The sequence below is a fragment of the Shinella sp. OV683 genome (assembly GCF_057787725.1).
Genome location: NZ_CM173543.1, coordinates 2,837,209 through 2,850,791, shown reverse-complemented (window position 1 = coordinate 2,850,791; position 13,583 = coordinate 2,837,209). Strand labels below are relative to the sequence as shown.

At 60.7% G+C, this 13,583-nt stretch carries 12 protein-coding genes; 10 read left to right on the top strand and 2 right to left on the bottom strand.

The window, feature by feature from the left end:
• Positions 1-25 precede the first annotated feature (25 nt).
• Positions 26-1,282: a zinc metalloprotease gene (locus tag ACXHRN_RS13560; protein ID WP_488636847.1), complete on the top strand. Its 1,257-nt coding sequence runs from the start codon at positions 26-28 to the stop codon at positions 1,280-1,282.
• Here ACXHRN_RS13560 and xth read toward each other — a convergent pair whose 3' ends face one another.
• Positions 1,283-2,068, bottom strand: a complete 786-nt coding sequence (gene xth / locus ACXHRN_RS13555) for an exodeoxyribonuclease III (RefSeq protein WP_488636846.1) — start codon at positions 2,066-2,068, stop codon at positions 1,283-1,285.
• A gap of 30 nt (positions 2,069-2,098) precedes the next feature.
• A complete protein-coding gene (erpA, locus tag ACXHRN_RS13550) occupies positions 2,099-2,431 on the bottom strand; it encodes an iron-sulfur cluster insertion protein ErpA (RefSeq protein ID WP_488636845.1) in 333 nt (110 codons plus the stop codon).
• Positions 2,432-2,573: 142 nt separating this feature from the next.
• Between erpA and ACXHRN_RS13545 the strand changes: the two genes are divergently transcribed.
• From ACXHRN_RS13545 to tatC, 9 genes are all read left to right on the top strand, one after another.
• The gene (locus ACXHRN_RS13545; protein ID WP_488636844.1) at positions 2,574-3,791 is read left to right on the top strand and encodes a deoxyguanosinetriphosphate triphosphohydrolase; all 1,218 of its coding nucleotides are present in this window, start codon (positions 2,574-2,576) and stop codon (positions 3,789-3,791) included.
• A gap of 82 nt (positions 3,792-3,873) precedes the next feature.
• On the top strand, positions 3,874-5,634 hold the full coding sequence (argS, locus tag ACXHRN_RS13540) for an arginine--tRNA ligase (protein ID WP_488636843.1): 1,761 nt from the start codon (positions 3,874-3,876) through the stop codon (positions 5,632-5,634).
• Positions 5,635-5,697: 63 nt separating this feature from the next.
• Positions 5,698-8,940, top strand: a complete 3,243-nt coding sequence (locus ACXHRN_RS13535) for an SPOR domain-containing protein (protein ID WP_488636842.1) — start codon at positions 5,698-5,700, stop codon at positions 8,938-8,940.
• 110 nt (positions 8,941-9,050) lie between these two features.
• Positions 9,051-10,067 (top strand): beta-N-acetylhexosaminidase, encoded by a 1,017-nt coding sequence (gene nagZ / locus ACXHRN_RS13530; protein WP_488636841.1) that lies wholly within the window; start codon positions 9,051-9,053, stop codon positions 10,065-10,067.
• A gap of 8 nt (positions 10,068-10,075) precedes the next feature.
• Positions 10,076-10,939: a segregation and condensation protein A gene (locus ACXHRN_RS13525; RefSeq protein WP_488636840.1), complete on the top strand. Its 864-nt coding sequence runs from the start codon at positions 10,076-10,078 to the stop codon at positions 10,937-10,939.
• Positions 10,932-11,624, top strand: coding sequence for an SMC-Scp complex subunit ScpB (scpB, locus tag ACXHRN_RS13520; protein ID WP_488636839.1), 693 nt, complete (start codon positions 10,932-10,934; stop codon positions 11,622-11,624). The genes ACXHRN_RS13525 and scpB overlap by 8 nt, the downstream gene beginning before the upstream one ends.
• A gap of 191 nt (positions 11,625-11,815) precedes the next feature.
• Entirely contained in the window at positions 11,816-12,007 is a 192-nt protein-coding gene (locus ACXHRN_RS13515; protein WP_488636838.1) for a twin-arginine translocase TatA/TatE family subunit, read from the top strand.
• Between the two features lie 59 nt (positions 12,008-12,066).
• Positions 12,067-12,753: a Sec-independent protein translocase protein TatB gene (tatB, locus tag ACXHRN_RS13510; protein WP_488636837.1), complete on the top strand. Its 687-nt coding sequence runs from the start codon at positions 12,067-12,069 to the stop codon at positions 12,751-12,753.
• On the top strand, positions 12,750-13,556 hold the full coding sequence (gene tatC, locus ACXHRN_RS13505) for a twin-arginine translocase subunit TatC (protein ID WP_488636836.1): 807 nt from the start codon (positions 12,750-12,752) through the stop codon (positions 13,554-13,556). Before tatB ends, tatC begins: the two co-directional genes overlap by 4 nt.
• Positions 13,557-13,583 lie beyond the last annotated feature (27 nt).

Sequence of the window (13,583 nt, the reverse complement as noted above, 5' to 3'; positions counted from 1 at the left end):
ATCAATCCTCGAAATGGGGCCGGCGATGGCGCTTTCCACTCCTGCTCTTATCCTGCTGATTGCCAATCTCGGCCTGATATGGCTGCTGCTGGCCGCACCTATCGGGGTGCGGACAATCCGCATGCGCCGGCTTTTTGATGCGAGCCCCGAGCGAATCTGGAGCATGGTCTATCCCTTGGGCCGCGACAGGCTGTGGTTTCCCTCTGTGCTGTCGAGCGAACCTGGGGCGCAGAAGGGCAGGGTAGTGCAGCGCTTCGCCCATTCCGACCGGCGTGGCAACCCAATCAGCCGTACGCTGGCCATCGACACAGAAGAAGCCGCCGGCCATCATGCCTATGAGGCGCGGGTGGTGGAGGACAGCGCGCTCGATCCGCGCTTCTGGGTCAATTACCGCGAGCGCCGCATCGTCGAGGCGAGCAGTGCCGGCACCGAACTCATCGTCGAGCAGACCGACCGCTATCGCGGCCTGGCCTTCATCATCTTCCGGTTTTTCATGTTGCGCCGGGAGATGAACCAGGCGGATGTCTTTCTGCGAACCGGCAAGGCGGAGCGCTCGGGTGCTTTCGAGCATCCGCTGACGCAGGCGGCGCTGGCCGTGTTCTCGACATTGCTGCTCTGGCCGTTCTTCGGGCTGACAGCCTGGGGTCTGGCGCTATCCACCATGCTGACGTTGGTGATCGCCTTGCATGAACTCGGCCATCTCACGGCCTATCGCGCTTTCGGCCACAAGACGGTGCGAATGATCTTCATTCCGCTGCTGGGTGGCGTGGCGATCGGCGGGCGCCCTTATAACAGCCATTTCGAGGTTGCCGTCTGCGCCCTGATGGGCGCGGGTATGTCGACATTTCTCGTGCCGATCCTGATCGCCATCAACACGGCGGGACAGGGCACGTGGGTCGCGGGGTCGGTGATGGTGTTCCTGCTGATCCTGGGCGCCTTCAATTTTCTCAATCTGCTGCCGATGTCGCGCTTCGATGGCGGCCAGGTGCTCAGGCAGGTGTTTCCAGCCCACGACGCGCTGATGGGCGCCACCTTCCTGGTAACGGCTGGAATTCTGTGGACGGGGTGGCGCGCGGGCATTCCGGTCGAAGCGCTGTTCGGCGGTCTGGCGGTTATGGCGCTACTAAGCTTCACCGGCAGTGGTTCGGTCAAGCCGCGCGAGGCACTTGACGAAATGTCGGGCACCGAGCGGCTGGCAGCAGGGCTCGCATACTACGCTACCCTTGCTATTCACGCCTACGCGGTGATCTACGCCTGTGACCGGATCTTTATCCTGCACTGATCAGAAGGCGAAATAGCCCGCAACCGGCACGTGATCCGATGGCTTTTCCCAAGCCCGGACATGCTTTTCGATCGCCGTCGAGGAAAGCTTGTCGGCCGCTTCCGGCGACAGCATCAGGTGATCGATGCGGATGCCCCAGTTCTTCTGCCAGGCGCCGGCCTGGTAATCCCAGAACGTATAGACTGGAACGTCGTCCGTCGTTGCACGCACCGCATCGGTGAGGCCGAGATTTTCAATGCGCCGGAAGGCGTGGCGGGTGGGCGGCAGGAACAGCGCATCGCGCTCCCAGACCTTGGGATCCCAACAGTCATGCGGCTCGGGGATCACATTGTAGTCGCCGGCGAGAATCAGCGGTTCTTCGAGCGCCAGCCGTTCGCGGGCATAGGTTTCGAGACGGGCCATCCAGGACAATTTGTAGGGGTACTTGACCGGATCTTCAGCCGGATTGCCGTTGGGCAGATAGATGCTAGCAACGCGGATCACGCCACCTTCGACGGAGAAAACCGCTTCGATAAAGCGGGAATGCTCATCTGTGTCATCGCCGGGAAGACCCCGCATGACCTCGTCCGGCTTGATCTTCGACAGGATGGCGACGCCATTGAAGCCCTTCTGACCATGCGTCTCGGCGTGATAGCCGGCCGCTTCGATTTCCGCGCGCGGGAACGCGTCGTCCTGGCATTTGATTTCCTGGAGACATACGATGTCCGGGCCGGATTCCTTGAGCCAGGCAACAAGATTGTCGATCCGCGCACGCACGCCGTTGATGTTCCAGGTGGCGATTTTCATGCGTGCGTGGCCTCTCGGTCAGGTCAATGATTAAACGGCAAAACTCGTGCCGCATCCGCAGCTTGCGACGGCATTCGGATTCTTTATCTGAAACGACTGGCCCATCAGGTCATCGACGAAATCGATCTCCGAGCCTTCCATATAGACGACCGACATCGAATCGATCAGCACGCGGGCATTGTTCCTTTCGATCACCAGATCGTCGTCGGCGCGGTCATTGACCAAGTCGAACTTGTAGGAAAAGCCCGAGCAGCCGCCGCCTTCGACGGAGACGCGCAGTGCAGTCTTGGTCTGGTCCCTGGAAACAATTGCCGCGATTCGGCGCGCTGCCGCTTCGGTCAGCGATATGGTCTGTGTCGTCATAGTCCTCTCCAGCCGGGTTCAAGGTCCGTGGGGCGGTTATATCATGGCTAGATTTAAGCGACTGACAACGTCATGCTTTCACTAACCTTCCTCTATAGGTATGAAGACCGCAACGTGGCGTCAATGGGTGGAATGATCTGGAATGACGATTGACAAGAGTGCATTGGGTTTTGGTGTTGGCGAATTGGCGGTCTATGCCGCTAATGCGTGGCAGACGCGCGGCCGCCTTTATCCGGAGGGATCGAGCCCGACACGCTCCGATTTCCAGCGCGACCGCGACCGCATCGTCCACACCACGGCCTTTCGCCGCCTCAAGCACAAGACCCAGGTTTTCATTGCCGCAGACGGTGATCACTACCGCACGCGACTGACCCACACGATCGAGGTGGCGCAGGTCGCCCGCGCTCTGGCGCGTGCAATGAAGCTCGATGAGGATCTGGCGGAAGGCGTGGCTCTTGTGCATGATTTCGGCCACACGCCCTTCGGCCACACCGGTGAGGACGCATTGCATGCGCTGCTCGAACCCTATGGGGGCTTTGACCACAATGCCCAGTCGCTGCGCATCGTCACCAAGCTCGAGCGCCGCTATGCTGAGTTCGACGGACTGAACCTTACCTGGGAGAGCCTGGAAGGCCTCGTCAAGCACAATGGGCCGCTGATCGGCCCGGACGGAGAGGGCGTGCGTCACCCGGTTCCGCAGCCGATCCTCGATTACTGCGCCCTCCATGATCTCGAACTGCAGAACCATGCAAGCCTCGAAGCGCAGGTTGCAGCCATTGCCGACGATATCGCCTATAACACCCACGACATCGATGATGGCCTGCGCTCCGGCTACCTGACTTTCGAGATACTGGAAGACGTTCCGTTCCTATCCGCCCTGATGCGCGAGGTGCGTGACCTCTATCCAGGCCTGGAGCCCAGCCGCTTCACCCACGAAATCATGCGTCGGCAGATCACCCGTATGGTCGAGGACGTCATCGGCGTCACGCAGGAGCGGCTGCGCAGGGTCCAGCCACAAAGCGCCGACGATATCAGACAGGCCGGCCTGACATTCGCGGGGTTCTCCGAGGAATTCGCGGTCACCGACAAGCAGATCAAGCAACTGCTGTTCACCCATATCTATCGAAACGCCGATATCATGCGCATCCGTGCCGGTGCCGCCCAGATCGTCACCGATCTCTATCATGCCTTCATGGCCGAGCCGAAGGAGATGCAGAGCCACTACTGGTTCGACACGATCGGCAGCATGCCGGAGCATGTCAAGGCGCGCCATGTCGGCGACTATCTCGCCGGGATGACCGACACCTACGCAATCGCTGCCCACAGGCGGCTGTTTGACCATACACCCGATTTGCGCTAGGCACCGCCAAACTCACATGAATGCGACTGACAGGACCGGGGCGACGGATGCTCGGGGCTCCGCCAGCCGGAAGGATAGCGCCATGAACCTTTTTGCGGAATTCGAATCCCGGATCAAAGCGACGCTGACCGAGAAGGTCATCCCCGAAGACAAGCGCGAATCCGCCGATCTGACCCGCATCGTCGTCGAGCCGCCGCGTGACGCCTCGCATGGCGATCTGGCGACCAATGCCGCCATGGTGCTGTCCAAGCAGATGGGCATGGCGCCGCGGGCGCTGGCCGATGAAATCGTGCCGCACCTGCAGGCCGATGCCGACATCGCTGAGGTGACGGTTGCCGGACCCGGATTCATCAATATCCGCCTCTCGTCGAGCTACTGGCAGAAATTCCTGGGCGGCATGATCCGTCTGGAAGGCGCTTATGGCCAGTCGTCGCTTGGTGGCAGCCGCAAGGTCAATGTCGAATATGTCTCTGCCAACCCGACCGGACCGATGCATGTCGGCCATTGCCGTGGTGCCGTCGTGGGTGATGCGCTCGCCAACCTGCTCAAGGTTGCTGGCTACGACGTCACCAAGGAATACTATATCAACGATGCCGGCTCGCAGATCGACGTGCTGGCAAAATCGGCTTTTCTGCGCTATCGGCAGGCGTTGGGCGAGCAGATCGGCGAGATCCCGGAAGGTCTCTATCCCGGTGACTACTTGATCCCGGTTGGCGAGGCGCTGAAGGCCGAATTCGGCTCCAAGCTGCGTGGCATGACCGAGGCTGAATGGATGCCCATCGTCAAGGACCGGACCATCGACGCGATGATGGCGATGATCCGCGAGGATCTTGCTGCGCTAAACGTCCATCACGACGTGTTTTTCTCCGAGCGCACCCTGCACGCAGGCAATTCCGGCCCGATCCTGGAGGCGATCAACGACCTCACGTACAAGGGTCACGTCTACAAGGGCAAGCTTCCGCCGCCGAAGGGCCAGCTTCCCGAGGACTGGGAAGACCGCGAGCAGACGCTGTTCCGTTCTACAGAAGTCGGTGATGATATCGACCGCCCGCTGATCAAGTCCGACGGCAGCTATACCTATTTTGCCGCCGACGTTGCTTACTTTAAGGACAAGTTCGATCGCGGCTTCTCCGAGATGATCTATGTTCTGGGCGCCGATCACGGTGGATATGTCAAACGGCTGGAGGCTGTCGCGCGTGCCGTGTCGGAAGGCAAGGCAAAGCTGACGGTGCTGCTTTGCCAGCTTGTAAAGCTCTACAAGAATGGCGAGCCGTTCAAGATGTCGAAGCGCTCGGGCAACTTCGTCACGTTACGTGACGTGGTGGACGAAGTTGGTTCAGATTCCGTCCGCTTCATGATGATTTATCGAAAGAATTCCGAGCCGCTTGACTTTGATTTTGCCAAGGTCACCGAGCAGTCCAAGGATAACCCGGTCTTCTACGTGCAGTATGCGCATGCCCGTTGCGCGTCTGTCTTCCGGCAGGCCATGGAGGCATTCCCGGACCTCGATACATCGACTGAAAATCTCGCCGATTTGGCCGGAAAACACATTGATGATGTGAGTGAGTTGCAGCTTGTCGCAAAACTGGCAGAATACCCCCGGGTGATCGAATCAGCTGCAGGTGCAATGGAGCCTCACAGGATCGCATATTACCTGTATGATCTGGCAAGCGAGTTCCATAGCCACTACAACAAAGGCCGGGATAATCCGGAGTTACGATTTGTTAAGGCTAACAACAGAGAATTGACGCAAGCCAGGCTTGGGCTGGTGCGTGCTGTCGCTGCGGTATTGAAATCCGGTTTGTCAATAACCGGAACTTCTGCTCCGGAAGAAATGCGATAGTTGTCACCATTTCCCCACAATGCTCTGGCACTTGGGCCCCTAGAGCGTAGTTGAGTGGTATAGATGGCAGATAACCAGCTTTTGCTGAAGAAGAACGCCGATGAAGGTTTCTTTGCGGACGATGATCCGCTCGCGGAGCTTGCCCGCATCGTCGGTTTCGAGCCTTCCACCGAAAACCAGGTTCGCCCCGCCACCGTGCGGCGCGAACCGGAATTCGATCTCGAGGACGAGTTGCTCAAGGAATTCGAGCAATACGATGCGCCTGCGCGTCAAGATGCGCCTGAGCCCTACGAAGCGCCCGAACAAATCGAAGCATCACAGGAACCTGAAGTCGCTGCGTCGGAACTGCCGGCCGAGCAGCCCTTCGTTGCGCCTCTAGAACCGGAACTGCTTTACGTTGCCGAGGCCGTCGAGGAAATTGCTCCCGCCGAGGACGCCGCACCTGCCTATGCGGCGCCCGCCATCGAGCGACCCGTGTTGGAAGCCGTGACAGCCGCTCCTGTCATCGCCGATCCGGTTCGTCCGGCGTCGCATCCTGTTTTCGAGCTTGAAGACGAAATTCTCCGCGAATTCGCCGCTTTCGACGCTCGCCGCCCCAGTCAGGTGGCAGAGGCGCCGGCGCCCCAGAGCGCTGATCTGATAGACCAGCTGATTGCGGAAATCGTGCCGCAGAGCGCGGTTCCGGCACAGGTTGAGCCTGAGTCTGTCGCGATTCCAACGCTCCACAACGACGAGTCCGTTGCCGACACCATTCGTTTCGCCGATCAGCCAGAAGACGCGCATTTTGCCGATCAATGGCAGGAAGCCAACCAGGAAGCCGAGACGAGCGCCGCAACAGCTCCGTTCGGGAGCGACTTTGACGAGTTCATGGGCGAGCCCGTGCATGTCGAGGCTGATTTTTCCGCCGAGCAGGGCTGGAATGACACCGCAACGGCACCGTCGGCGCACGACGATGCCACGGCTGTGGCGGACGAGCACTTCCATCAGAACGAGGAATTCGAAGCGGAGCAAGATGCCGCTGTCGCCTACGTAGCGGTTGAGCCCGAAGCCGTTGCGACGCCGGCCGTCGAACCTATCCATGAACATGTGAGGGACCGGGACTACGGTCTCGACGAATTGCTGGGCGAAGTCGAGCGTTATCCGGTTGGCGGCCCTGTCGTGCAATGGCCGCGCAGCACACCAACGTTGGTCGAGCCCAAGGCCGCAGTCACCCAGGAGCCGGAAATCGTTGCCCCGACTGCCGCCGAGCCCGAATTGCCGCTGGTCGAGCCGCTCGAACTCACCGTCCCGGCCATTGCCGAAGCAGAAGAAACCGCACCCAACGCTGAGGATGTTCACGCCCACGAAGCGTTCGACGAAGGTGCGTTTGAGCTGGACCTCAGCGAGATCGAACTTGATCTCCTCGAAGTCGAAACCCTGACCGACACGATCGCTCATGCCGACGCCGTATCGGCCAGTGCTGCCTCCATGGCTGCGATGGCCGAGACGGTTGTTGCCGAAAAGCCCATCTCGGCAAGCGAAAGGGCAGCCGAGCCGTTCGTGTCCGACGTGCGGTTGGTCGAGGACTATTCTGCACTGCCGTTTGATCCAACCCAGATTGCTGGCGAAGAAGATCCGGTCGAAGCAATTGCCGACATGGACGTGCCTGAAATTCCGCAGGATCACTCCGCGGTGCCGCCGACCGTCCAGCCCGACTATGACATCGATATCGACGCCGAAATGGCGCATCTGTTCAACCGCGGGGCCCCGGCGCCGGGCCGCTCGTCGGCTGCCCAGGCAGTTGCTGCTGCCCCGGCAAATCCTGCGTCCGTTGCACCGGCGTCAACGCTGACGGATCTCGACGATTTCGAGCGTGCGCTGGAAGAAGACTTCCGCAAGTCGATGACCGAAAACCGCGCTGTCCCCAATCCTGACAGGGTTGCGTTGTCGCCGGCAGGCTATCCCATCAACGGCAATGATAATTCGGCGAGCCGACGCTTCATGATGCTGGCGGCCTCGGTTGCTGCCATCGTTCTGCTCGGCGCTGCCGGCGTCTATGCCTTCATGGGCGGCAGTTCCTCCGCGCTGCAGACGGCGAGCGAGCCGAAGATCATCCTGGCCGACAAGGATCCGGTGAAGATGGTTCCGGAAGACAAAGGCGGTCAGCAGGTCCCGAACCAGGACAAGGCGGTCTATGACCGCGTTTCCGGCGAGAAGGCCGATCTGGGCAAGCAGGAACGTCTGGTGACCTCCAACGAGGAGCCGGTCGACGTCGTCCAGAAGACCCTGATGCCCGAAAACATACCGATGGATGACGAGGAAGGCGCAAATACCACCGATACGTCTGACACATCGGATCCGCGTCTGCTGCCGGACGGTGCGGACAAAAACGTATCGACCAGCGAAAAGGTGACGAGCGGCGTCGCGCCGCGCAAGGTCCGCACCATGGTGGTCCGCGCCGACGGTACGCTCGTGCCGCGCGAAGAGCTTGCCGACGACCAGCCCGTTGATGATCAGCCTCAGCTGAAGGAACGTTCCGTCGAGGTCGCCAAGGTCGAGCCGGTCGTGCCGGAACGCCTCGCTGAAAGCGCCACCGATTCCATCGCCTCGCAGATCAACGCGGCCCAGCCGCTGGAACCTGTAGCGCAGGAAAAGGCGGCTGATCCCGTTGTTGAGAAACCTGTCGTCGCTGAAGAAAAGCCGGTGGTGGCTGAACAGCCGGTGGTAGCTGCCGAGCCCGTTAAGGTCGAGGACGCTGTCGTAAAGTCGGAGATCAAGCCGGCCGCTAGCGTTGACGATACGGAAGACACCGCTGCCGCGGCAAAGCAATCCGCTGCGGACACTGAGGCAGCGCTGGCCAATGCCGCCAATGCCGAGGTGGATGCGCCGGTGCGGTCGGTCAAGACGACCAAGATCGTCAATGCCAACACGCCGATCCCGGAAAATCGTCCTGTCGAGCAGCCCGTCAATGTCGTCGGCACTGTCAGCGACAAGGGCAAGGTCCAGCAGGACGCGAACAAGACGCAGGAAGTCGCCGCTGCCGATCCGGTTGTCAAACCAGAAAAGGTCAGCGCGGTTCCTGCCGGCTCCTATGTGATCCAGATTGCCTCGCTGCCGTCGGAGGCCGAAGCACAGAGCTCCTACGACAAGCTCTCGTCTAAGTTTTCCAGTGTCATCGGCGGCAGGGGCGTCGATATTCGCCGCGCCGAGATCAAGAACAAGGGCACCTACTACCGTGTCCGCATCCCGGCCGGCACCAAGCAGGAAGCCGCTGCTCTTTGCGGCCAGTACAAGAAGGCCGGCGGCAGCTGCCTTGTTTCCAAGTAAAGCGATTTTTCGTCTGATATGAGCGGCAGGGCCTATTCGGCCCTGCCTTTCCTGTTGGTGGCTGCGCTGTAGTCATCGCCTTTTCAACCCATTCTCCTATCATCAGAGCCATGAGCGAATCAAAAGCAGTCATCCTGGGTGTCGGCGGCCTTGAACTTACCGCCGAAGAAAAAGCCTTCTATCGTGGCGAACAGCCCTGGGGCTTCATTTTGTTTGCCCGCAACATCGGCGAACCGCAGCAGATCGCCGACCTCGTCGCGTCGTTGCGCGAGACGGTGGGCGGCCGCAATGCGCCCGTGCTCATCGATCAGGAAGGCGGCCGCGTCCAGCGCATTCGCGAGCCTATCTGCCCGCGCTATCCATCAGGCGCAGACTTGGGGGCGATTTATCGCGAGGATGCGGCGAAGGGCAGGCGGGCCGCCTGGCTGATGTCACGTCTGCATGCCTTCGATCTTCTGAAATTCGGCATCAATGTCGATTGCCTGCCGGTGCTCGACGTGCCGGTGGAGGGCGCGAGCGATGTGATAGGCAGCCGCGCCTATGGCAAGCAGCCCGGCATTGTCACGGAAATGGGCCGCGCCGCCGCTGATGGCCTCAAGGCTGGCGGCGTTCTGCCGGTCATGAAGCATATTCCCGGCCACGGTCGTGGTTTTGCAGACTCCCACCATGAGTTGCCGGTCGTGGAAACGCCGCTCAGCGAGCTGATGGCGCATGATTTCCCGCCCTTCAAGGCGCTTGCCGGCGAGCTGATGGCGATGACGGCGCATGTCGTCTACACTGCGATTGATCCGACCAGCCCGGCCACGACGTCCTCCAAGGTGATCAGAGAGATCATCCGCGGCGAAATCGGATTTGATGGGCTGTTGATGTCGGACGATTCCTCCATGAACGCGCTGGCGGGCACACTTGGCGAGCGGGCGCGCGCAATCGCCAACAATGGCTGCGATATCGTCTTGCATTGCAATGGCAAGATGGACGAGATGATCCAGGTCGTCGCCGAGGCCAAGATGCTAGCGGGCAGGGCGCTTGAACGGGCACGCCGGGTCGAAGCGGCCTTCGGCTCGGTCGACAAGCTTGAGGAGGCGGCTGTGCGTGCGGAATTCAATTCTCTCTTGCCCAGCGTATGAGGAGCTGAATGGCGGGACCGTCGAACAACACTCCTGCTGCATCTGCGCCCCTTGAAAAACTCTGGGGCGAGGCGGAAATCCGTGCCGTCGAACCCGACGAGCCTTCGCTGGTCATCGACGTCAGTGGTTTTGAAGGACCGCTCGACCTGCTTCTGCATCTTGCCCGTAACCAGAAGGTCGATCTCGCCCGCATCTCGGTGCTGGCACTGGCTGAGCAGTATCTTACCTTCATCGAGCAGGCGCGCCGCGTGCGGCTGGAACTGGCCGCCGACTATCTCGTCATGGCGGCCTGGCTCGCCTATCTCAAGTCCCGCCTGCTGATCCCGCAGGCTCCGAGAGATGAGGGTCCATCGGGCGAGGAACTGGCTGCGACGCTAGCGTTCCGGCTACGGCGGCTGGAGGCGATGCGCGATGCGGCGAGCCGGCTCGTCAATCGTGACCGGCTGGGCCGCGATTTCTTCGCTCGAGGCGCGCCGGAGCTCATTCCGGTCGAGAAAAATTCTGACTATGATGCCAATCTCTATGACTTGCTATCGGCCTATGCATCTCTGCGCCAGCGCCAAGCCGTCACCAATGTAACGATTGCCCGCCGCAGGGTCTGGTCGCTCGCTGAAGCGCGGCTGATGCTGGCCCGACTGGTGGGTGATCTCCCTGAATGGACGGCGCTCGACCGCTTCCTGGTGCGCTACATGAGCGATCCGGAGGAGCGGCCGACGGCCATAGCCAGCTCGTTTGCCGCGACGCTGGAACTGGTGCGGGAAGGGCGGATCGAAATCCGTCAGGATGGCGCATTCGCAGACATCTATATGCGCACCGGTGCCAAGCCTTTGACCGAAGCCGATATTGTGGCGATGGAGGCGGGCATTGACTGACGAGCCCAACGCTTCGGCCGACCTCGGCGCCCTGCTGGCAAGCGATGTCGCGCGGGCAGCGGAGGCGCTGATCTTCGCCTCCGCCACGCCCGTGTCGGAAGCCTACATCGCCGAGCGCGTGCCGGCGGGCTCGGATCTTCCGGCTATCCTGAAGGCGCTCAAGCTGTCCTATGAGGGCCGTGGCATCAATCTCGTCGTTGTCGATGGCCATTGGGCGTTCCGCACGGCGTCCGACTTGTCTTTCGCTTTGCGGCAGGATGAGCATGAGGTCAAGAAGCTGTCGCGCGCCGCACTCGAAGTGCTGTCGATCATTGCCTATCATCAGCCGGTGACTCGCGCTGAGATCGAGGATATTCGCGGCGTGCAGACGTCGAAGGGCACGCTCGACGTGCTGCTCGAAGCGCACTGGGTGAAATTTCGCGGCCGCCGCCGGACGCCGGGCCGGCCCGTGACCTTCGGCACCACGCGGGATTTTCTCGATCACTTCGGCCTCGAGGACATTCGTGATCTGCCGGGCGTCGAGGAACTCAAGGCCGCAGGCATGCTCTCCGGGCGCATCCCGGCCGGTCTGTCCGTGCCGATCCCCAAAAGCGACGACGATATGGGGCAGGAAGAAGACCCGATCACCCAGCTCGATCTCGAGGAACTCGGCCTTCTGACGCCGGGCGGAGGCGACGAGGAATAGGCGATTGCACTATTTCGCCATGCGACCTGGCGTCGCCATTCCATGCGCAGAGGCGGGAAAACGCCGTATTGCCGGACCATCGGGATTGCGGGGCGGCGGCGTTTCAGCTAACGAACATGACATATCGCATTTGAAAAAGCCGCAATAAATGACTAAATCAGGTCAGGCGTGAAATCTGGGAGTATAAAAGTATGGGTTCTCTAAGCGTATGGCACTGGCTGATCGTCCTCGCCGTCGTCCTGATCTTCTTTGGCCGTGGCAAGATTCCCGAATTGATGGGTGATGTTGCCAAGGGCATCAAGAACTTCAAGAAGGGCATGGCTGAGGAAGAAACCGCCGATAAGTCCACGACCGTCGATCACAAGGTTGATGAAGTCAAGTAACCCCGAGATCGCAGCTCAAGCAGCCTCAGGGCCGCTTCCGGGCGCAGGAATAGTGCGAAATGCTTGAAGTCGGCTGGAGCGAGATCCTTGTTATCGCGCTCATTCTGATCATTGTCGTGGGGCCGAAAGAGCTTCCTGGCATGCTGCGAACCTTTGGGCGTTTTGCCACGAGACTGCGCGGCATGGCCAACGAGTTCAAGGGCCAGTTTGACGAGGCCCTCCGCGAGGCCGAGCTTGACGATGTCCGCAAGGGCATCAGTGAAGTCACCAAACTCAATCCGACCAATTCGCTGCGCGAGGCCATCAATCCGCTCCGCCAGCTCGGTCAGGACATCAAGACCGACCTGCAGAAGGCGTCCGATATCAGCCTGAAGCCGGATGCCCCGATGGTTGCTGCGGCGGAAGACAAGGTCCCGGAAACGACCACCACCCTGCAGCCCGCGGAACCCATTGTTGCTAAGGTCGAAACACCTGCCGTGGCACAGCCGCTCGCGTCGCCTGTTTCCGAGCCCGCAAAGCCTAAGGCTACTCGTAAGAAGGCCGCCGCCGCAGTGGTGCCGGAACCGGTCGTTGCCGAAGCCGCACCTGTCAAGAAGCCGGCCACGCCGCGCAAGAAGGTCGCCGAGCCTATCGTTGTCGCTGAAGCGCCGAAAGCGGTCGCGAAGCCCAAGGCTGTTACGCCCACGGCCATCGAGCCCAATAAAGCCGCCCCGCGGAAGAAGGCCGTGAAAGCGGGTGATGCATGAGCGCCGATATTGAAGACAAGCCGCAGCCGCTGATCGAGCATCTCATCGAGTTGCGCCGTCGGCTGATCTGGGCCGTCGTTGCCTTCTTCGCTGCATTTCTTCTCTGCTTCGCCTTCGCCAAGCAGCTTTTCAATGCGCTCGTCATTCCCTATCAGTGGGCAGTGATCTGGTCCGGCATGGATCCGGAAAAGGCGCAGTTGATCTATACTGCCCCGCAGGAATTCTTTTTCACGCAGATCAAGGTGGCGATGTTCGGCGCCTCGGTCATCGCCTTTCCGGTGATCGCCACGCAGATCTACAAGTTCGTTGCGCCTGGTCTCTACAAGAACGAGCGCGCGGCATTCATGCCGTTCCTGGTGGCGTCGCCCGTGCTCTTCCTCATAGGCGGCGCGCTGGTCTATTTCTTCTTCACGCCGATGGTCATGTGGTTCTTCCTGTCGATGCAGCAGGTCGGTGGCCAGGGCCATATTGCCATCTCGCTGATGCCGAAAGTGTCGGAATATCTCGGCCTGATCATGATGCTGATCCTGTCCTTCGGACTGGTGTTCCAGCTGCCGGTCGTCACCTCACTGCTGGTTCGCGTCGAGCTTCTGACGTCGCAGGGGCTTGCCTCGAAGCGCAAGTATGCCATCGTCATCGCGTTCGTGGTCGCGGCCGTCCTGACCCCGCCCGATCCGATCTCGCAGCTTGGTCTCGCCCTGCCGACGATCCTGCTTTACGAAATCTCGATCATCACCGCGCGGATGATTGAAAAGACCCGATCTCGCACCGCGATCGAAGACCAGGCCGCCTCTGCCGAGTGAGGCGGTCGCGGGCGCGATCGATTGCGG